The following is a 20117-nucleotide window of genomic DNA, read 5'->3' as shown; positions in this document are numbered from 1 at the left end:
CATGGCCGGCTCGTTGTTCGTCGGCGCCACCGGCTGCGGGGGCGACGAGGACAACACCTCGAAAGCGGCAGACGAGGCCGTGACAGGGACACAACTCTGCGGCGGGAACGCGATGTCCGCCGACGCGGCGAAGGCCCTGAAGGTGATGACCGGCTCTTCGCGCTTCGAGGCATCGGGGAAGAAGTACACCGTCACGCAGGCTGCGGAGAACCTGGTCGCCGAGTACCCGATCACCCCCACCGACGGCACCGAGGACGCCTGCCTCGTCTTCACGCCCGTCGGAACGCCGGAGGTCGAACTCAAGATCAGCTGGCGAGTGGCCGACGAGGTCTCGACCGGCGTCCCGGGCGAGGAGTTCGTCGCGCTGAAGATGGGGGAGTGGGCCGTGACCTCCCCGGAGAAGGCGCTGCTCCAGTTTGCGTGCACGAGCGACAAGTTGGGCCAGTCGGCGGGAGCGGCCCACATCGAGATCGGCGTTCAGCGCTGGGGTATGCCCGAGAAACCCGATGACGGTAACGGGGCGTTGAAGGACGCGTACGCGACCGTGGCCCACTCCTTCTCGCTGGCCATGGCCAAGGAGCTGCACTGCGAGGGGAACGGCGGCCTGCCCGCCCGGCCTTCGCTGGACCCTGCGTAAGGGATGACCTTGCCCCGCTCCCGTACCCGCCCTGCCCCCTGGCCGTAGGCAGGCATACGCGGGAACGGCCGTGATCAGGGGCGGCCCGCCCGTGCGCAGGAGGGCCGCCCCTGACCACGGCTCGCCCGGCACGGGGCGTACGGCTCGGCTCTGGGCGGCGGGGGTGACGAAGTCGCGCCAGGCGGCGGGGGACTGGGCGAGGTCAGGGCTCTCCCGGTCCTTGGAGACCCGGAGCATCCGGGAGGCAGGCGGGGGTGTGGGGAAACGGCCCGGTGCCCCGCCGTAGCCGGACCGCGCCACGCCCCGCCCTCGGGACGGACGTGCTGGGCCGGCCACGGCCGTCCGGAGCGGTGCGGCTCAGGACACTTTGGTGAAGGCCCAGGTCTGGATGGCCCCGGGAGCCGCCGGACGCTGGGTGAGCAGTGCGCCGTCAGCGGTGGACGCCGCGGTCAGGAGCAGGCCGCTGGACCGGGCGGTGAGGGTGTAGCCGCCGTCCTTGGCCGTGGCGGTCCACCGTTGGTTGGGAGCGCCGCTGCACGGCCATTGGATGATGGCGGCGCCGGACGAGGTGGAGTTGTCACCGACATCCGCGCACAGTCCGGAGTTGACGTTCTTCAGCGCGTACGTGCCGTCCGTGTCGGCGGTCACCGTCCACTTCTGGTTCTGCCCGCCGTGCCATTGCCAGGTGGTCAACCGGGTCCCGCCCGCCGTGGAGTTGGCCGGGACGTCGATGGCCTGGGTGCCCGCGGAGATCCGGTGGACACCGTTCGCCGGGCCCTGGGGCGGGGTGCACGTCGTCGACAGCTGGTGGGCGCCCCGGTCGGGCGCGCAGTTCCCCGGCACCGGGTTGCCGAAGTAGTCGCGGGTGGCGGAGGAGGTCATGACCACGCCGTTGGCCAGTGCGGACGACCCGGCCCCGAGGCGGTAGCCACCTGCGTCGGCGCGGGAGGTGGCCGTACCGGGCGCGGTGAGCACGGGGTCGGTGGTCACCTTGCGGGCGTCCGCCGGCTCTCCGGAGGGGTGGTTGCCGTAGAAGACGTTCGCGTCGAAGGTGAGGGCGCTCGCGTTGAGGTAGGTGGCCTGGGACGTGACCACGTGGAAGATGTTGTTGCGGAAGGCGGCGTTGTCTCCGGTGGAGCCGTTGCCGTTGCTGATGACGTCGACCGGCTTCGAGAGGTAGAAGGTGTTGTTGTAGATCTGCGTGTTGGCGGTCTTGGCGCAGACCATGTCGAAGAGCTGCCCGCCGTCGTTCTGGCTGACGTTGTAGCGCACCACGTTGTCGGCGCTCGTGGAGCCGGAGCCGTTGCACAGGAGGATGAAGCCACCCTCGTTGTCGTGGCTGTAGTTGTACTGGTAGACGGTGGCGATGTTCGCCTCGTCGATGTCCAGCCCTTGTCCGTCGCAGGTGCTCTTACCGCCGCTGACCTCGTTGTACTGGTACAGGGCGCGGTTGGTGTTCCACCCCCAGATGCCCGCGGCGCAGTGCTGGGGTTCGCGCTCGCGGAAGCCGTCGACCGTGTTGTACTCGACGACGGCACTCTCGGTGTGGTGAGGGACGATCGCGTCGCCCCCGATGTCGGAGACCGTGTTGTTGCGGATCACGACGCCGGTCTGCGGCACCCACGTACCGCAGGCCGCACCGCAGTTGGGGTTCCTCAGCTCCGGGCGCTGCATCCACCGGGTCCAGAAGTGGATGCCGTAGCGGTCCACGGTCCTGACCGTGTTGTCCACGATGGCGACATCGTCGAACTTGGTGGCCGTGGTATTGCCGAGCACCTCGAAGAAGATGCCCGCGCTGGCGTCGTCGTCCTTCTTGGTCTGGTTGCCGTTGACGTCGTGGACGTCGAGCCCGCTGAGGCGGTAGTAGGTGCCCGTCCCGGAGTCGGTGCGGGTGATGTGCACGCCGCGCCGTGTCGCGGCGGTGTCGCCCTTGTTGGAGACGTCGAGATTGTGTATCTCCCAGTACTGCTGGTCGGCGAGCCGCACGACATCGGTCACCTGACCGGCGCCGGCCAGCCGGGGTTTGGCTCCGGTGCCGTAGGCGTCCACCGTGATGGGCCGGCCCTGCACCCCCGAACCCTTGGGGAACAGTTGCTGTCCCGTGCAGGTGGCGCCGCGTTTGAGGAGGATCGCGTCGCCGGGCTGGAACGTGCTGCCGTTGACCGGCGCGAGGGTGTTCCAGGGTCTGGCCTGGCTACCGTCTCCGGCCGCGGTGGCCCCGCAATCCACGTAGTAGGCCGCGGCCTGGACCGAGGCCTGCGCGGGCGAGGCGCCCCCCCACACGGGTGCCAGGGGCAGGAGTGAGGCGGCGAGGAACAAGGCGAGTTTTCGTACACGCACGGTGGCTCCCTGAGAAGACGTCAGGTGGAAGTCCGGATGGTCATGCGGAACGTGTGGTGCCGGTCGAGCGGAGTGGTAGACGTCTGACGTCTGCCGTTTGCGGACCCTAGGGGCGGACGCGGAGGGCGTCAAGAGATCGCGTCGCCGCCGGACCCCATGGGGCGATGGCCCGGGTGGTCCGGCAGGAGCGCGTCCGGTCCGGCGGAGAGAGCGGCCAGACGGTCACCGCCACCGCCCTGCGGCTCACGATGGGGCCAGGCACCTGCGGCGCGTGCACGGGCAGGCGCACGGCGGCGGCACCTGCCGGTGGGTGACGCACCCTCACACCGGACTCGGCCGCCGGGCTCATGGTCGAGTGGACCGAAATGCGGGTGTCCCGGCCGGGGCGAGGCGGCCGGCGGCTCGCAGCCCGGAGCAACCTCGCGCTGGTGCCGCGTACCGATCAGCCGGGCCGAGCGTACGCCGGAGTGCCGTACGCGCGTCGGCACTGGTCAGGGGGGCTCGGCGCCACCATCGTGGGCGCATGACACCTCCGTCCTCGTCCGCGACCGGCCACGTGCTCCCTCCGGCAGCCCTGTTCGTCCAGCGCTTCCGTTCCACGCCGCGCGGCGCACGCCTCGCCCGCAGGTTCGTGCTCCACCAACTCGACGGCTGGGGAGTCCCGTACGGCAGCGAGGCATCCGACACCGCCGCCCGGCTCGTCGCCGAACTCACCGCCAACGCGGCCACGCACGGCCGCGTGTCCGGCCGGGACTTCGAGGTCACCGCGGAGATCGTGGACGGGACCCCGCGCCTCGCGGTCTCCGACGCCCGGGGCGAAACCCGGCCGCCCGCGCCGGGTGCCCCACCCCCCGCGATGCCGCCGCTCGCGGAGAGCGGCCGGGGGATGCTCCTGGTGGAGGCGCTCGCCGACCGCTGGGAGGTGCTCGACCGTCCGCCTGTCGGCAAGACCGTCGTGGCGGAGTGGGACCTGCCGTCCGTAGCACGTCCGGGTGTGGGACCTGCGGGCCGGACCTGAGGCCGGACCTCGAGGCGGCCCGAAGCCCTCGCGGCTCCCGGCTCGGGCGGCGTACGACCAACGGCGTGACCGCCCGCCGGTCAGGGAGCCGGGGCGAACACCATGCGCGTGAGCGCCGTCAGGATCAGCAGAGCCGGAACCGCGTACCACCACCGGCCAAGGCCGACCAGCCTCGTGAAGGCGCCGGTGAGCCCGGCGGCCAGCGCCTCCGTCACCACTGCGAGGACCGCCATCAGACGGACGGTGTCCGTGACCGTGTGGTCCCACGGCCCCTCGGACTCGGTGAGCAGGGCGTTGAGCAGCAGGAAGCCGCCGAGGGCGTGCAGCGCCAGCAGGACTCCCGCGCAGAGGAGGGTGGCCGCGGTCCCGCCCACCGGCCGTCGTCTCCCTTCCGCCCGCCGTGCTCCTCGGCTCCCCTGCGTGTCAGTCACGGAGAGCCTGGCGCGCCCGGTCGAGGTTGTAGCCGAACCCCCGCCCGTACGCCTGGGCGTCGTCGGTCAGCCATCCCGGGCCGCCGTTGTAGCGGGCCGCGAGCTCCTGGTACTGGGCGGGAGTCATCTGCTCGGCGGGCACATCGGCGAACGAGCTCTCCGCTTTCAGCTGCGCGAGGTACTCCGACGCGATGTACACATTGGTCGCCGGGTCCTGGGTGGCTTTCTCGACCTCGTCGTGCTGGGCCGGTGTCATGTTCTCCGGGTCGTATCCGAGTACCTCCGCCGACCTGCGGAGCTGTATGGCAATGGGCCCCATGGACGTCTGGTCCGCCTCGCCGGAGAGGCCCAACTTTCCCGCGACCCACTGGAATTCCGGCCACACCTGGTCCTGATTCCGCCGGTAGTTCTCGGCGACGTCGTCGACCCATTTCGGATCACCCTGGACCTCCTGCCAGGCGATTCCGGCGATCATGTCCGCAGGGAGGCCGGTGTAGGCGGCAGCGTCCTCGATGTGCCGACGATTGGCGTGAATCCACTTCTGCCGTTCGTCGTCGGAATCGGAGGGCAGCCACCTGTTCTGGTCCATGGCCGGCGGCATTCCGTCGAGCCGTGAACGGATCTCCGCGAGTTTGGGAGAGACCCGGTCGCCGCCGGTGTTCGCGGTCATGGTGTCGACCTTGGGCCCCGCTCCCGACAGAGCGACATGAGGATCGTTCCGGGCTTCGGCGATTTCGCCGCGGAACGCCGGCATGGCCGCGAGCAATGTCGACGGGTCGGGTACGTCTCCCCGGAATTCCGGTAGGGAACGCCGTGCACCGGCCAGTTCGGCCAGACAGATCGTCCGGGCCTCGCGTTCGATCCGCTGGGCGTCACCGAAATCGTTCTTCGCCGCGTGGTAATGCCGTTCCGCTTCGTCACGGATCCCGTCGACGTCCACGGTGATCTCGGCCAGCCAGTCGAGGACGCCGGTTCTCTTGCGGAGATCCTCCCACTGTCGCATCGGCTCCGCCCGCCGCGCCGTCTCGGTCACGGCCTCGGCCACCCTCGCCATGACGTGGGACAGGTGGGACTCGCTCGTCCGTCCGTTCTCGAAGTGCGTCTTCGCGCGGCCGACGGCTTCCGCGTAGTCGACGAGAGCGGCCGACGATTTCCGGTAGGCGCCCGAGAGCGCCGCGGCGACGCTCTCCGCTTCGCGCAGGCGTGTGGCGTAGAGGTCGTGGGCCTCGCTCACCCACTCCGTACGGGAGGCCTTGAAGAAGGCGCCGTCGGTCGAATCCAGCAACTGGTGGAGACGGTGGTACTCCTGGGCGTTCCGCTCGATCAGGGCCGGATTGCAGAGTTCGAGGAACTCGACGTCGACTCGGTAGGTCATCGGGATCATCCCCCGGCGGGCGGCGCATAGGTGATCGATACCAGAAGGCCGCGGAAGGCGGCATCCGTCGCGTGATCGACGTGCACGTAATCGCCTGCCGCCGTCCTGAGCTTGGTGGAGAGCGCGGCCAGGAGGTACACGGTGTCCAGGAACTGGTTCCGGCTGAATCGCGCGAAAGAATCGAGCGCCTCGGACACCTCGTGGTGCGTACGGGGTGCACGGGCCATCACGATCATCTCGCCGTCGGGACGGCCTTCGTGGAGAAGGCCCGCGATCTCCATCAATACGTGGGAATTCCCGTTGATGGAGGCACCGCTCGCCGTGTAACCGTCGTTGTACCCTGCCATGTCTCGTCCCCCGATTCCCTCACGACGCGACGAGCATAGGGGGACGGAGTTCTGTGGCCCATGGTCATTACCACAATGGCGAGAAATGCCCCGCCCAGGGGGCATTCCCGGCGTCGCCGGTGCACAAGCCGCCGCCACACCGACCGGCCGCCCCCGGCGGGCCGCTCACCCCTCCGAGATGCACGGCCCGCCGCGGACGTCACCTTGCCGCGTGCTCCGGCGTCCCCTGCCGTACGTCGGCGGGGCCCGCGGGGTCGTGGTCGTCCGTCCGGTGCGGGCGGATGCCGATCATGCCGACGGCGGTCAGAACCGCGGCCACGGCGGCGGCGACGCCGCAGACGAGGAAGGCGCCGGTGAAGCCGGTGCCGAGGGCGTCGAGGGCGATGGCGTGCGCAGCCGATCCCGGGGTGCCGGCCGGGAGGCTGTTGACGGCGATCGGGCCGCCGTCGGCGGCGATGCCGCGCGCGGCGCCCCGGTCGACGAGGGGGATGTCCGCGCCGGTCAGGTTCACCGTGAAGGCGCTGCCCGCCTTGCTCAGCGCGATCGCGCTGACGAGGACCGGGCCGAGGGCGAACCCGAGGTCACGGAGCATGTTGGTGGTGGCGCTCGCCATGCCGGCCCGGTGCGGGGCCACGCTGTTGAGCGCGACGGCCGTCACCGAACTCACGCAGAGCGCGAAGCCGATGCCGATCAGCAGGTCGGGGACGACGAAGGCGCCCAGGCCGGGGTCGTTGATGTCGAGCCGGGTGCAGAGCAGGCAGCCGATGGCCATCAGGGTGAAGCCCGTGGTCAGCAGCCAGGTTGGGGCGACCCGGTGGAGCAGTCGGGAGACGACCGGGATGAGGACGAACGCGGGCCCTTGGAGCAGCAGGAACGGTATGGCGACCCGCATCGGTCCCTGGTGCTGGATCGGACCGAGCCACATGCTCGTCGCGAAGCACGCGCCGAGGAAGGCGAGCATGCCGATGACGGCGACCACGGACGCGACGGTGAAGGCCCGGTTCCGGAAGAGCGTCAGGTCGAAGATGGGGGACCTGGCGCCCAGTTCGACCACCACGAAGCCGACGAGGAAGCAGAGGCCGATACCGAAGCCCAGGATGACGGGGAGGGTGAACCAGCCCGATTCCGGCCCTTCGACGGCCGCGAAGAGCACAAGGACGAAGCCGATGGCGAAGGTGATCTGGCCGGGCACGTCGAGTTCGCGGCCTTCCGGCGCCTTCGACTCCGTGGTCAGGACGAGGCTGAGCACCATGCTCGCCACCGCGAGCCCGACGAGCACCCAGAAGGAGCCGCGCCAGGAGCCGATTTGGGCGAAAGCCCCGCCGATCAGGGGCGAGACGGCCGCGCCGGCGGAGAGGAAGCCGCTCCACAGGGCGACGGTGTGGGCCCGTTCACGGTTGGTGCGGGTGACCGAGGTGAGCATGGTGAGCGAGCCGGGGAACATGGCGCCGGCGCCGAGGCCGTTCAGCGCGGTGCCGACCCAGAGGACGTGCACGTTGGGGGCGAGCGCCGCCACGGTGCTGCCCGCGGCGACCAGACCGGCGCCGATGGTGATCAGGCGCTTGCGCCCGAACATGTCGCCGAGCACGCCGAAGGTGAACTCGAAGCAGACCACCGCGACCATGAACGCCGAGGTGATCCACGTCAGTTGCGAGCCGTGGGTGTTCAGGTCCTGCTGGAAGAGTCCGTTGAGCGAGGCCGGCAGCGCGTTGGCCACCTGGGCCACGAACACCGCACAGCAGGTGGCAGCCAGCGTTCCCGCGTAGCCCGGTTTCCGGGCCGCCCCCGCGGTTGGGCCGGGGGACGACTTCGTCCCGTTGTTGAGCGTCATTGCTTCTCCCTGGCTGGGAAGTGGGGTGCCGCCCTGGGGCGGAACGGGCTCCGGCCGACTGCCGGAGCGGGGGAGGGCGGGCGAGCGTCTCCGCTCGCTCCGGTCTCGCCCGGACCCGGACCGGGTACGCCGAAGTGCCTCGCGGCGGGGCATGGTGCCGCCGGCGTGGGACGGGTACCTACGGCACGGACGAGGCGAGCCGCTGCCGTAATCGCGGTGGAGGGGGGAATGCACTGCGAATCAGGCGCGGTGCCAGGGAGGATGGCATCTGGCTTTACGTCACGTCAATGAAACGTGCGCGTCTTAAGCAAATTAGTCTCTGTGTATGGGTATCTCGTGCCTGCCGACAGGGTCCGCGCGGGCAACCGGGGCGCTCAGCGCGCGGCGGCCATGTCCGCTTCCAGGGCCCGTGCCGCCCCGGAGAGGGTGGCGACCAAGGACGGCAGGCCATGAGGGTCGTAGCGCACGCTGGGCATCGACACGGACAAGCCCGCCACCGCCGTACCGCCCTGGTCGCGTACCGGAACCCCGACGGCGACTAGCCCGCGCTCGGAGCGCTCCTGGTTGACGGCGAATCCGTTGCGGCCGATGAGGTCCAGCTCGGCCCGCAACCGCACGAGGTCCGGGCGGTCGGCGGGGCGGTCGCGGTAGCGCTCGGGGGAGTAGACCTCCGCCAGTTCCCCGTCGTCGAGCCCGGAGAGCAGGAGGAGCCCGGCGGTCGTGCGGTGGGCCGGGAACACCATTCCCTCCCTGGAGCCGACCCGCAGCGCCTGCCCGCTCTCCGCACTGGCGATGAACCGCGCGGTGTCCCCGGTACGGACGGTGAGGTTGGCGGTCTCGTCCAGCAGGTCGACCAGCCGCCGCAGATGGGGGAGCGCGGCCGCCCGCAGCAGAGAGACCCGCGACTGCGAGTGCGCCGCCAGTTCGAGGACCGGGCCCGCGCGGTAGCCGCGGTTCTCGTCCCGGACCGCGAAGTCCCGGTAGACGAGCATCGCCAGCAGCCGATGGGCCGTCGAGCGGGCCACCCCCAGCCGCTCGGCGACCTGCGAGACGGTCGCCCCGCCCTCCATCTGCAGCATGGTCGCCGCCCTCAGCGCGTGGTCCACGCTCGCGATCGGGTACGGCGGCGGCGTCTTGAGCGGCTTGTCCACGGCGTCTCGTCTCCCGGTGCGGCCTGAGCCGTGTCTGAGGGCTGTCCTTGAGCAAGTCGGGACGCTGTCGGATCCGGACCCCTGGATCCTGCCGATTCTGCTCTCCAGAATCTACATGTCTTCTGGGCGCACTCGGCGGCACGCTGAGCCCGTGACCCCCTCCTCCCTCGCCCCCGACGGCGCACGGGGCGGCGTCCCCGACGCCGCCCCGGACGAAGCCCACGACCACCCCACGGGCTCCCCGGTACGGCTGGCGGCCCTCGCCGCACCGGGTCGGCCCGACGTCACCCCGGCGCTCCAGGAGCTCTACCGGGGCTTCGAACAGGAACTCCTCGTCCCACTCTGGACCGAGATCGGCGACCTCATGCCGGCCCACCCGCGCTCCCGCGCCGTCCCGCACGTCTGGCGCTGGGACAGCCTGCGCGAACTCGCGGCCCGGGCCGGCGAACTGGTCCCGGTCGGCCGGGGCGGTGAGCGCCGCGCCATCGCCCTGGCCAACCCCTCCCTGGGCGGCAGGCCGTTCGCCACGCCCACCCTGTGGGCCGCCATCCAGTACCTGATGCCCGGCGAGGACGCCCCGGAGCACCGCCACACCCAGCACGCGTTCCGATTCGTCGTCGAGGGCGAGGGCGTGTGGACCGTCGTCGGCGGCGACCCCGTCGCCATGCGGCGCGGCGACTTCCTGCCGCAGGCCGGATGGAACATGCACGCCCACCACAATGCCACCAGCGAGCCGATGGCCTGGATCGACGGGCTCGACATCCCGTTCCAGTACGCCAACGAGGCCCAGTTCTTCGAGTACGGCCGGGACGCGATCAGTGAGGCCGAGCGCATCACCCCGGCCCGCTCGCGCGCCGAGCGACTCTGGGGCCACCCGGGGCTGCGCCCGGTCTCGGCCGGGACGCCCGCCGCCCCCGGCTCGCCCCTGCTCGCCTACCGCTGGGAGCACACCGACCGGGCGCTGAACGACCAACTCGCTCTGGAGTACGAGGGATTCGCGGGTACGGTCGAGCCCGGCCACGCGGCCGTACGCTTCAGCGACCCCGCCACCGGCGCCGACGTGCTGCCCACCATCCGTGCCGAGGTGCACCGTGTCGTGCGCGGCGCGGAGACCGCGCCCGTCCGCGAAACCGGCTCCTCCGTCTACCAGGTCTTCAACGGCTCCGGCACCGTCACCGTCGGCGAGACGTCCTGGGCGGTCACCCGCGGTGACCTCTTCGTCGTCCCCTCATGGCAGCCGCTCTCCGTGCGCTCCGAAGCAGGCGCCACCGACTCCGAATCCGGAGCCCTCGACCTCTTCCGGTTCAGCGACTCCCCGATCTTCGAAGCGCTACGGCTCGACCGCACTCACGTGGAAGGAACCACCCGATGAAGCTCGCCACCCTGCGCACCGGCGCCACCACCCGGGCCGTCCGGCTCGACGGCGACACCCTGATCGACCTCGGCGCCCCGGACATCGGCACCCTGCTGGGCCAGGAGGGCTGGGCAGAGCACGCCGCCGCGGCCACCGCCGCGACCGCGCGGACCTACCCCGCGGACGGCGCGGCGTACGCGCCCGTCGTCCCGCAACCCTCGAAGGTGATCTGTGTCGGGCTCAACTACCGCACACACATCGAGGAGATGGGCCGGGATCTGCCGGAACACCCCACCCTCTTCGCGAAGTTCGCCGACGCCCTGATCGGCGCCACCGACGACATCCTCCGCCCCGAGGAGACCGACGCGTTCGACTGGGAGGTCGAACTCGCGCTCGTCGTCGGCACCCGGGTGCGGCGCGCCCGCGGCGAGGAGGCCGAGCGGGCCATCGCCGGGTTCACCGTTCTCAACGACCTCACCTGCCGCGACTGGCAGTTCCGCACCCGTGAGTGGCTGCAGGGCAAGATGTGGGACTCCAGCACCCCGGTCGGCCCCTTCCTCGTCACCCCCGACGAACTGCCCGGCGGCGCGCGCCCCGCACTCGACGTCACGCTGACCGTGGACGGCGAGCTCATGCAGTCCGACACCACCGCCGACCTGCTCTTCGACCCGGTCGCGCTGGTCGAGTACGTCTCCACGATCGTGCGCCTCAACCCCGGCGACATCATCGCCACCGGCACCCCCGGAGGCGTCGGGCACGCCCGCGAGCCGGGCCGCTACCTCCTCGGCGGCGAGCGTGTCGTCGCGGAGATCCAGGGCCTGGGCCGTCTGGAGAACACCGTCGTCACGGAGGAGTCTCTCTGATGTCCCGGAACGCGATGTCCCGCACCTTCGACGATGCGCGCCGCTGGGCCCGGATCGGGACCGAACTCTTCACCGGGGCGGCCGACCTGGACGAGAGCGGGATGAACGCGAGCAGCCTGCTCCCGGGGTGGACCCGCAAGCACCTGATCGCCCACGTCGCCGCCAACGCCGACGCCCTCGGTAACCTCGTGCACCGGGCCGCCACCGGCGAGCCCAGGCCGATGTACGCCTCACCCGAGGAGCGGGCCGACGGCATCGAGCGGGGCGCCCGGATGCCGGCAGCCGAACTTACCGCCCGGCTGCACCGCTCCACCGGAAAGCTCGCGGAGTCGACGGATGCGCTCACCGAGGAGCAGTGGCGGTCCTCGGTGGTCACGGCCCATGGCCGCACCGTGCCCGCCACCGAACTGCCCTGGATGCGCTCCCGCGAGGTGTGCGTCCACGCGGTCGATCTCGGCGGCGGGCCCACTTTCGCCGACCTCCCCGACGACTTCCTCACCGCCCTCTGCGACGACGTGGCCGCCAAGCGCGCCGCCGAGGAGGGCCCCGCGCTGGTGCTGGAGGCGACCGACACCGGTGCGACGTGGACCTTGCCGGGGGACGGTGCGTCGACCACGCTCGCCGGCCCCCTCCACGAGATCACGGCTTACCTCACCGGGCGCGCGCACACCCTCACGACTCCCGGTGGCGGACCCGCGCCCGCCCTGACGCGGTGGCTCTGACCGCCGGGAAAACCCCGGGACCGGCCGTACCGGCTCCGTCGGCCGGTCCCGGACCCCTCGCCCGCCGTACGACGCGCCCCGGTCGGCGTACGACACCCGCACTTGCCGTACGACGTCCCGCCGCTCGTGCGGTCCCGCACTCGCCAGCCCTTCACGAGGACACGAACATGAACTTTGCGACCCCGCCCCCCGGTGACCGGCGTGACCGACCCGACGTGATCGTCGTCGGTGGCGGCATCGGCGGCCTCAGCTCCGCGTTCGCCCTCGCCCGGCAGGGACTGCGGGTCCGGGTGCTCGAACGGGCCGCGGAGTTCGGTGAGGTCGGCGCCGGCCTCCAGATCGCCCCCAACTGCACGCGCATCCTGGACGAGTACGGCCTGCTCGACGAGGCCAAGGAACTCGGCGTGGTTCCGGAGAACATGGTGATGCGCGACGCCCTCGACGCCACCGAACTGACCCGGCTCGACCTGCGGGACCTGGAGCGCCGCTACGGCTTCCCGTACATGGTGATCCACCGCAGCGACCTGCACGGCATCTTCCTGCGCGCCTGCCGGAGGGCCGGGGTGGAGCTGGTGACGGACCGGACGGTCGTCGACTACGAGCACGTCGACGGCGGCGCTCGGATCCACCTGGCGGACGGGCGGTCCGAGGAGGCGGCCGTCGTGATCGCCGCCGACGGACTGCACTCGGTGGCCCGCCGCAAACTCGTCGGCGACGACGTCGTCAGCTCCGACTACGTCGCCTACCGCGCCGCCGTGCCGATCGACGAGGTCCGGGAGAACGGCGTCGCGGAGAAGGACGTCACCGTCCACGTCGGCCCCCGCTGCCACTTCGTGCAGTACGCGCTGCGCGGGGGCGAGATGTTCAACCAGGTCGCCGTCTTCGAGTCGCCAAAGGCACTCGCCGGTCAGGAAGACTGGGGGACCCCGGACGAGTTGGACGCCGCCTTCGCCGCCACCTGCGACACCGTGCGCCGGGGCATCCCGCTGATGTGGCGGGACCGGTGGTGGCAGATGCTCGACCGGAACCCGATCGAGAACTGGGTGCACGGCCGGATCGCCCTGCTCGGCGACGCGGCGCACCCGCCGCTCCAGTACATGGCGCAGGGCGCCATCATGGCGATCGAGGACGGCTGGGTCTTCGCCCGGCACGTGGCCCGCCTGGCCGGCGAGAACGGCGAAGCCCTCGACTGGGACGCGGCGCTCGCCTCCTACGAGGCCGTCCGCGTCGAACACTGCCGACGGGTGCAGACCACCGCCCGCGCCTGGGGAGCCCTGTGGCACCTGGACGGCGAGGACCGGCTCAGCCGCAACGCGATCATGCGCGACCTGGACGTCCACGACTACGGCTTCACCGACTGGATCTACGGTCCCACCGCGCTCGCCCCGGTCGAGGAGCCCGCGATGTTCACCCCGATCCCGCTCTCCTCGGCCCGTACCGGCCGCGCGGAGAAGGGGCAGCGGGAGACGGACGCCGCGCGGCAGGACGGGGCGGGTGACGACAGCGTCTCCCCCTGACGCCTGCCTCCGGTCCGGCGGCCGGAGCGCGGCGGCTGGACTGACGGGTATGACCTGGGGCGATGTGGGAGTAGGGGGCCGCCGCACCGCCCGTTCCGCCTACGATCGCGCGCGTTAGGATCCGGTCATGGCGAACCTTCGTGAGGCACAGAAGCGGATGACACGTCGTCTGCTGCTGGAGTCAGGACTCGGCCTGTTCAAGACGAAGGGGTACGCCGCCACCACGGTCGACGAGATCGCGACCGCCGCCGGCACCACCCGGGTCACCTTTTACGCGTACTTCTCCTCCCGCAGTGAGCTGATGAAGGCGCTCATCGACGAGCAGCTCAACGAGGTCCTGCACCGCGTCGGCTCCGCCGACCACGGCTCCACGGCCACGGGCCTCGTCGCCACGGTCGCCGACGGTTCGCCCGAGGCGATCACGGCGTGGCTCCGGCGGACCGCCGAGAGCTGGCCCGCCATCCGGCCCATCATCCGGATCGGCCGTGACGCCGCGGTGATCGATCCGGAGCTCACCGACCTCGTGGAACGGTGGATGGAGGAGGCCATCGGCGACATCACGGAGGGCCTCGCGGCGGCCGGCCGGCTGGAGCCGCACCAGCGGCACTTCCGAGGGGTTCTGGCGATGGCGCAGCTCGACTTCGTCGCCCAGAACTGGGCCGGCTCCGACTGGAAGCTCGACCACGAGCAGATGCTCGAAGAGCTCAGCACCAGCTGGGTACGACTCCTTTCCTGAAAGCCGTACCCAGCGGTCCCCGGCGCGGTGACCAGGAGGGGTCAGAGCCTCGCCGCCACGTCGAGCAGCAGCGTCCGCAGCCAGTCGACGAACTGCTGATCGCCCAGGTGAGGGTTGAAGACCATGTCGATCCCGAGCCCGGGAAGAGGGAACGGGAACTCCTCGATCCGCAGCTCGCTGAGCCTGCCCACGGCGGTGGCCACCCGGTGGCGCAGGAGGGCGACCCCGCCCGCGCGGGCGACGAGGAAGGGCACCAGCAGGTAGTCGGAGACCAGTTGGCCGATGCGGTAGTCGATCCCCTCGTCCTCCAGTACCGAGTACGGGAAGACCCGTCGCTCGGTGTCGACGACGATGTGCCGCTCGGTGGTCAGCAGGTCGAGCGCGCTCGCCTCCGGTGGGGTGTCCGGTGAGGCGACCACCACGCAGCGGTCGTCGTACAGCCGCTGGCGCGGATACGGTGAGAAGTGGGCTTCGGAGATCAGGACGACGTCGACACCCCGGTCGGTGAAGGTGCCCTCGGTCGGCATCGTGATCGTGCGCAGCCGCAGCGTCGCGTGCGGCGCGCGCTCGGCGACGAGCCGGGCGAGGCGGGGTCCGGCCACCAGGGCGGTGCTCGTCGTCATGGCGACTGTGATGACGCGCCGGTCCGTCGCCGGGTCGAAGGAGGGGAAGTCCACCACGCGGGCCGTGTGCAGCAGGGCGCTGCGCAGCGGCGCGATCAGCTCCAGCGCGCGCGGGGTCAGCGTGACACCGGTCCCCTGCCGGACGACGAGTTCGTCGCCCATCAGCCGGCGCATCCTGGTCAGGGCGTGGCTCATGGCCGGTTGCGAGAGGCCGACGCGTTGCGCGGCCCTGGTCACCGAGCCCTCCTCGACGAGCGCGAGGAGGGGCACCAGCAGATTGAGGTTCACCGAGGCGAGCCGGTCCAGCTCCGGTCCCTCGGTGCACTCTTCGTCGTCGCCCACGGAGCGAACCCTACGCACCCGGCCCGGCCGCCCGGCGCAGCCGGGGCAGGGCGATCCGGTAGTCGAGCGCCGCAGCCGTGCCTGTGCCGTCCTTGCACGGCCAGCGCATGAACGACGGACCGCCGCCGGGCTCACCATCAAGGAACTCCGGTGATCCCGACGGGGCCTGACGGCCCGCCATTTTGAGGCTCAGCCCGAACTGCTCGGTCCAGAAATACGGCCGTGACCGGAGCGGCGGCGTGTCGTCGCCGCGGAGAAGCGCACTCGCGGCGGTCTTCGCCTGCTCGATCGCACTGCTCCAGAACGGCAGGCGCCGGAGGCCGTACGGCGTGGGGAGTGCGGCCAGGTCGCCGACGGCCGCGACACGGGGGCGGACGAGGCCGCGCGGGTCGACGGGCACGGCTCCCCGGTCCGCCGTGAGTCCGGCACCCTTCGCGGTGAGCCCGGTGTCCGCGAGCCACTCCGTGTTCGGGATGTCGCCCACGGCCGAGACGAGGACCTCCGCCTCCAGTACCGTGCCGTCGGCTAGGACCACCCGGGCGCTTCCTTCCCGGCGCTCGATGCGGGCGGGTCCGCTCCCGACGAGGGCGAGCCCTCGGGCGCGGGCGGCCCCGGCGAGCACACCGGCGAGATACGGGCCGAGCTGGGCGGTCTGCGGCACCCCCGAGGAGACGAGAGTGACCGGGCAGCCGGCGGCCAGGCACGCCGAGGCGATCTCCATGCCCAGCGGGCCCCCGCCGATCACGACGACCGACGGCCGGCCCGCCAGCCTGCCGCGCAGCGCCATCGCGTCGTCGAGTCCGCGCAGGGTGAGTTCCTCGGGGAGGTCCGACAGCCGCCGGGCCCGGGAGCCGGTGGCGAGGACGAGACGGTCGTACGGCAGATCCGTGCCGTCGTCGAGGATCACCTGTCGGCGGTCGAGGCGGAGCCGGGTCGCGCGGACGCCGAGGAGCTCCGTCGCCCCGTGTCCGGGCGGCGGGAGCGCGTGCGATGCGAGGCCGTCGCCGTCCCGCAACAACGCCTTGGACAGGGCGGGCCGGCTGTACGCCGGGTACGGTTCGTCGCCGACGATGGTCAGCTCGCCGTCGAATCCGGCCTCGCGAAGCGCGTCGGCCGCGGTGAGCCCGGCGATGCCGTTGCCGACGACGACGGCGCGCTCCCGCGTGGAGCCGCTCACACGATCCTCAGCGCGGCGACCGGGCACACCCGGACGGCCGCGTGCGCGGGGGCCGCGTCGACCGCGCCGATCCGCTCGATGTCGAGCACGAGTTCGCCTTCACCGTCCAGGTGCATGAGACGGGGAGCTGCTTCCTCGCACAGCCCGTGACCCTCGCAGCGGGGCCGGTCGAGAACGATCCTCATACGGCAATCATCTCCAGGACGGGGAGCTTCTCGAAACTCCGGGTGATGTTGCTGGGCACACGGACCGGGGGACCGGTCACGAGCCGCCGTACGCGCCGGGAGAGCGCTCCGATCACGGCGTGGGCCTCCAGCCGGGCGAGGCCCTGACCCGCGCAGCCGTGCGGGCCGTAGCCGAAGGAGAGGTGGTCGACGGGGTTGCGGCGGACCAGGAAGGTGTCCGGGTCGTCGAAGTGCCGGGGGTCGCGGTTGCCGGCGCCGAACAGGATCGCGACCGGGGAGCCGGCCGGGACGACGTACCCGTCCACGGTGACGTCCCGGGTGGTCCGTCGGCCCCAGGCGTGGACAGGGGCCCAGTAACGCAGCACCTCGTTGAAGGCCGCGGGCACCAGCGCCGGGTTCTCGCGGACCAGGTCGAACTGGTCCGGGTGCGTACCGAAGAGCGCGAGGACGTTGCCGATCGCCGCCACGGTCGTGTCCACCCCGGCGCCGAGGTACTGGTGGATGATGCGGCCGGCCGTCCCCGGCGGAATGGCCCCCCTGGCCTCGGCGTCGAAGATGCCGCGCCCTACGGAACCCTCGGCCAGGTCGGCGGGGGTGACCCGCGAGCACCACTCGTACAGCTCGCCGGCGATCGGGAAGCTCTCGGCGGTGCGCCGGTTCATCGGCCCGATGACCTGCATGGCCGCCTGGCCCCAGCGCAGCATGTTGTCCCGGGCATACCCGGTGAAGCCGATCAGATCGGCCACGACCTCCAGCGGGAAGGCGCGGGCGAGGGAGTCGACCGCCTCGAAGCTGCCCCGCTCGACGAGTTCCGCCACGAGGGAGTCCGCCTTCGCCTCGATCCCGGCCTTCATGCCGCGCAGGGCACGCGGCGACAGGTTCTCGGTGAGGGCGGCGCGCAGCGCGGTGTGCGCCGGAGGGTCTGAGGCGAGCGACGTGCCGGTGAGCGCCTCGTCGACCGCCGGGTTGAAGCCGATCGAGGCCGAAGAGAAGGACTCCCAGTCGGCGAGCGCGTCGCGGATGACGTCGTACCGCGTCAGCACGAAAACGTCGTTCTTAGGAAGGTGGACGACGGGACCCTGCTCCCGCAGTCCGGCGTAGACCGGATCGGGGTCGAGCAGGGTCGCGTCGGCGAACAGGTCGATGCCTGAGACGGGCGGGGTGGTCATCCGCCCAGTAGAGGGGTCGGTTCCACCATTCAGCAAGTGAATGTTGTTCATGGTTGGCCATGCGCACTGTGCATATGAAGGGGCGGACCCCTTGCCACCGGTGGGATCGGAGGCGGCCTTCGCCGCGCCCACAGGAGCGTCTGCCAGGCGTCCGGGCAGACCCAATGTCCATTGTTTTTTCGGTGCGTTCATTTGATTGACGCTATGTAAAACAAATAGCTACTGTGGCTGCCAGCCACAGAGGGTGCGTTGCACCCCACCCGGACACGTGAGGGCAGGCATGAGCGTCAAGAGCAACACCGTCAACACCGTCCTCGGGCCGATTCCGGCCGAGGAACTGGGCGTCGTATCGGTGCACGAGGCACTGCTGTCGGTGGTCCCGGGCGCCGAGCACGCCTTCGACGTCACCATCGACCGCGCGGAGATCTTCGAGATCCTCGCCGCGAAACTGAAGGACTTCCGCTCCCACGGCGGCGGCGCGATCGTCGACAGCATCGGCATGTTCCACGGCCGGGACGTGCCGATGTACGAGGCCCTCTCCCGGACGACCGGCGTGCACATCGTCGCCTCGACGGGCCAGGGTCCCGAGGAACTGCTCGGCGGCTACTTCCTCACCCCCCAGACCGACCCGCCGACGCCCTGGCCCGCCGAGAAGTTCACCGACCTCTTCACCCGCGAGATCACCGAGGGCATGGTGGTCCCGCGTGTGGAGCGGCGCGGTGCCGCCGGTCTGGTCGCCATCACCGTGACCCGGGAGGGCATGACGGCGACCGACGAGAGCCTCGCCCGGGGAGCGGCCCGGACCGCGCTCGCCACCGGCGTCGCCGTCTCCCTCCGCTTCGGCGGCGACGCCCCCCACGACCTCGGCGTCGTCCTGGACGAAAGGCTCCCCGCCGACCGGGTCGTCGTCGGCGGACTCGACCGCAGGGACGCCGCAGCCGCCGGGGCACCCGTGGAAACCGCCCACCGCGGCGCGTACGTCGCGTTCGACCACGTCGGTAGTGAGGACGAGGAGCACCTCACCGACGCGGAGCGCGCCGAGCTGGTCACCGACCTCGTACGGGCGGGCTTCGGGGGCCGGATCCTGCTGTCGGCCGGCGCGACCGGGGTCGCCAAGGGCCACGCCGGCAACGACGTCCCGTACAGCCGCGTCCTGACCGACTTCGTCCCGCTGCTGAAGGCGCACGGCCTCGGCGACGAGGACGTGCGGCGCGTCCTCGTCGACAATCCGCGCGAGCTGCTGTCCGCGCGCTGAGTGCTGTACCGCAGCCGGGTCCGCGCCGTGGCCGAGCGCGCCCCGCGAACCACCGTCAAGTCTCCTACTCAAAGGTGAGTGTTGTGTCGAGAGTGAACTCCGTCCTCGGGCCGGTACCGGCCGAGGCGCTGGGGCTGGTGGCCATCCACGAGCACATTGGCTACGGGATGCCCGGCTCCGAGCTGGACACGAAGTGGTGGAAGACCCCCGAGCAGCGGTACGAGGAGACCGTCCCCAAGCTGCGGGCCTTCCACGAGAACGGCGGCGGCACCTTCGTCGACGCGACCGGCATCTGCAACGGCCGTGACGTCGACTACTACAAGTCGCTCTCCGCGAAGACCGGCGTGCACATCATCGCCTGCACCGGCTTCGTCGGCGGCGACACAGCCCTGCCGCACTTCGCCCGCGCCGACGCGGATTACCTGACCCGGCAGTTCACGCACGAGATCACCGTCGGCATCGGCGACACCCGCAGTCGCGCCGGGGTCATCAAGGTCGGGGTGAGCCGCGGCGGCCGGATGACGGAGCTGGACAAGCGCATCTACCGCGCCGCCGCCCGCGCCTCGCTCGCCACCGGCGTACCGATCCTGACCCACCTCGCCATCGACGCGGAGAATGCCATCGCGATCTTCACCGAGGAAGGGCTCCCGCTCGACCGCGTGCTCTTCGGACACGTGGACGACGGGGTGAACGCCGACAAGACGCGCGACGTCTGGATCGCCGAGCAGGGCGGCCGCATCGGCTTCGACACCTTCGGCTACGAGACCGAACTGCCGGACCCGCCGTTCTGGGCCCGTCCCCGCAAGGAACGCCTCGACCACTTCCTCCGGTTCATCGGCGACGGCCGGATCAAGCAGGTCCTCGCCTCCGCCGACGCCAACTGCAGTCCGTTGGGCTGGCCGGGCGTGAAGGGCCACACCGTCAACTACCTCTTCGACGACCTGATCCCGGACCTCCGCGCCGCGGGTCTCGAGGACGCCGCGATCAAGACGATCTTCGTGGACAACCCCGCCGACTTCCTCACCATCCAGAAGTAGAGAGAAC

19 protein-coding genes are annotated in these 20117 nt (G+C 71.2%); 9 read left to right on the top strand and 10 right to left on the bottom strand.

Translation table 11 applies throughout. From position 1 onward, the window contains the following. Nucleotide 1 precedes the first annotated feature (1 nt). Nucleotides 2-637: a hypothetical protein gene (locus tag PZB77_RS06535; RefSeq protein WP_275491618.1), complete on the top strand. Its 636-nt coding sequence runs from the start codon at nucleotides 2-4 to the stop codon at nucleotides 635-637. A 357-nt stretch (nucleotides 638-994) separates the two neighbouring features. Here PZB77_RS06535 and PZB77_RS06530 read toward each other — a convergent pair whose 3' ends face one another. Then, entirely contained in the window at nucleotides 995-2977 is a 1983-nt protein-coding gene (locus PZB77_RS06530) for an RICIN domain-containing protein (protein WP_275491617.1), read from the bottom strand. Nucleotides 2978-3500: 523 nt separating this feature from the next. Here PZB77_RS06530 and PZB77_RS06525 point away from each other — a divergent pair. Next, nucleotides 3501-3995 (top strand): ATP-binding protein, encoded by a 495-nt coding sequence (locus tag PZB77_RS06525; protein WP_275491616.1) that lies wholly within the window; start codon nucleotides 3501-3503, stop codon nucleotides 3993-3995. Nucleotides 3996-4075: 80 nt separating this feature from the next. On the opposite strand, the gene PZB77_RS06520 is transcribed toward PZB77_RS06525, so the two are convergent. The 5 genes from PZB77_RS06520 to PZB77_RS06500 all read right to left on the bottom strand — a co-directional run bounded on the left by PZB77_RS06520 (nucleotide 4076) and on the right by PZB77_RS06500 (nucleotide 9130). After that, complete coding sequence (locus PZB77_RS06520; protein ID WP_275491615.1) at nucleotides 4076-4369, bottom strand: hypothetical protein; 294 nt, start codon at nucleotides 4367-4369, stop codon at nucleotides 4076-4078. Nucleotides 4370-4418: 49 nt separating this feature from the next. After that, a complete protein-coding gene (locus tag PZB77_RS06515; protein ID WP_275491614.1) occupies nucleotides 4419-5801 on the bottom strand; it encodes a hypothetical protein in 1383 nt (460 codons plus the stop codon). A gap of 5 nt (nucleotides 5802-5806) precedes the next feature. Continuing rightward, nucleotides 5807-6148: a hypothetical protein gene (locus tag PZB77_RS06510; RefSeq protein ID WP_275491613.1), complete on the bottom strand. Its 342-nt coding sequence runs from the start codon at nucleotides 6146-6148 to the stop codon at nucleotides 5807-5809. Between the two features lie 199 nt (nucleotides 6149-6347). Beyond that, nucleotides 6348-7979: an MFS transporter gene (locus PZB77_RS06505; RefSeq protein WP_275491612.1), complete on the bottom strand. Its 1632-nt coding sequence runs from the start codon at nucleotides 7977-7979 to the stop codon at nucleotides 6348-6350. Between the two features lie 374 nt (nucleotides 7980-8353). After that, nucleotides 8354-9130 (bottom strand): IclR family transcriptional regulator, encoded by a 777-nt coding sequence (locus PZB77_RS06500; protein ID WP_275491611.1) that lies wholly within the window; start codon nucleotides 9128-9130, stop codon nucleotides 8354-8356. A 250-nt stretch (nucleotides 9131-9380) separates the two neighbouring features. Between PZB77_RS06500 and PZB77_RS06495 the strand changes: the two genes are divergently transcribed. The 5 genes from PZB77_RS06495 (at nucleotide 9381) to PZB77_RS06475 (ending at nucleotide 14322) form a co-directional block, all read left to right on the top strand. After that, on the top strand, nucleotides 9381-10502 hold the full coding sequence (locus PZB77_RS06495) for a cupin domain-containing protein (RefSeq protein ID WP_343299899.1): 1122 nt from the start codon (nucleotides 9381-9383) through the stop codon (nucleotides 10500-10502). Continuing rightward, nucleotides 10499-11347, top strand: a complete 849-nt coding sequence (locus PZB77_RS06490; RefSeq protein WP_275491610.1) for a fumarylacetoacetate hydrolase family protein — start codon at nucleotides 10499-10501, stop codon at nucleotides 11345-11347. The genes PZB77_RS06495 and PZB77_RS06490 overlap by 4 nt, the downstream gene beginning before the upstream one ends. Next, nucleotides 11347-12069 (top strand): maleylpyruvate isomerase family mycothiol-dependent enzyme, encoded by a 723-nt coding sequence (locus tag PZB77_RS06485; protein WP_275491609.1) that lies wholly within the window; start codon nucleotides 11347-11349, stop codon nucleotides 12067-12069. Before PZB77_RS06490 ends, PZB77_RS06485 begins: the two co-directional genes overlap by 1 nt. A 167-nt stretch (nucleotides 12070-12236) precedes the next feature. Next, nucleotides 12237-13586: an FAD-dependent oxidoreductase gene (locus tag PZB77_RS06480; RefSeq protein WP_275491608.1), complete on the top strand. Its 1350-nt coding sequence runs from the start codon at nucleotides 12237-12239 to the stop codon at nucleotides 13584-13586. A gap of 127 nt (nucleotides 13587-13713) precedes the next feature. Then, a complete protein-coding gene (locus PZB77_RS06475) occupies nucleotides 13714-14322 on the top strand; it encodes a TetR/AcrR family transcriptional regulator (protein ID WP_275491607.1) in 609 nt (202 codons plus the stop codon). Nucleotides 14323-14363: 41 nt separating this feature from the next. Here the strand turns inward: PZB77_RS06475 and PZB77_RS06470 are convergent, their stop codons facing one another. Genes PZB77_RS06470 through PZB77_RS06455 form a run of 4 tightly spaced genes read right to left on the bottom strand, consistent with a single transcriptional unit; the run spans nucleotide 14364 to nucleotide 17818 of the window. After that, nucleotides 14364-15287 (bottom strand): LysR family transcriptional regulator, encoded by a 924-nt coding sequence (locus tag PZB77_RS06470; protein ID WP_275491606.1) that lies wholly within the window; start codon nucleotides 15285-15287, stop codon nucleotides 14364-14366. A 10-nt stretch (nucleotides 15288-15297) separates the two neighbouring features. Continuing rightward, nucleotides 15298-16464 (bottom strand): FAD/NAD(P)-binding oxidoreductase, encoded by a 1167-nt coding sequence (locus tag PZB77_RS06465; protein WP_275491605.1) that lies wholly within the window; start codon nucleotides 16462-16464, stop codon nucleotides 15298-15300. Continuing rightward, entirely contained in the window at nucleotides 16461-16649 is a 189-nt protein-coding gene (locus PZB77_RS06460; protein ID WP_275491604.1) for a ferredoxin, read from the bottom strand. The genes PZB77_RS06465 and PZB77_RS06460 overlap by 4 nt, the downstream gene beginning before the upstream one ends. Next, a complete protein-coding gene (locus PZB77_RS06455; RefSeq protein ID WP_275491603.1) occupies nucleotides 16646-17818 on the bottom strand; it encodes a cytochrome P450 in 1173 nt (390 codons plus the stop codon). The genes PZB77_RS06460 and PZB77_RS06455 overlap by 4 nt, the downstream gene beginning before the upstream one ends. 280 nt (nucleotides 17819-18098) lie before the next feature. Here PZB77_RS06455 and PZB77_RS06450 point away from each other — a divergent pair, with 280 nt between their 5' ends. Both PZB77_RS06450 and PZB77_RS06445 read left to right on the top strand, forming a co-directional pair. Further along, complete coding sequence (locus PZB77_RS06450; protein ID WP_275491602.1) at nucleotides 18099-19073, top strand: phosphotriesterase; 975 nt, start codon at nucleotides 18099-18101, stop codon at nucleotides 19071-19073. An 83-nt stretch (nucleotides 19074-19156) separates the two neighbouring features. Then, on the top strand, nucleotides 19157-20110 hold the full coding sequence (locus PZB77_RS06445) for a phosphotriesterase (RefSeq protein WP_275491601.1): 954 nt from the start codon (nucleotides 19157-19159) through the stop codon (nucleotides 20108-20110). Nucleotides 20111-20117: the final 7 nt, after the last annotated feature.

Source organism: Streptomyces sp. AM 2-1-1 (assembly GCF_029167645.1).
GTDB lineage: Bacteria > Actinomycetota > Actinomycetes > Streptomycetales > Streptomycetaceae > Streptomyces.
Note: the sequence above shows the minus strand (reverse complement) of the source record. Positions and strands in the feature narration are given on the sequence as shown.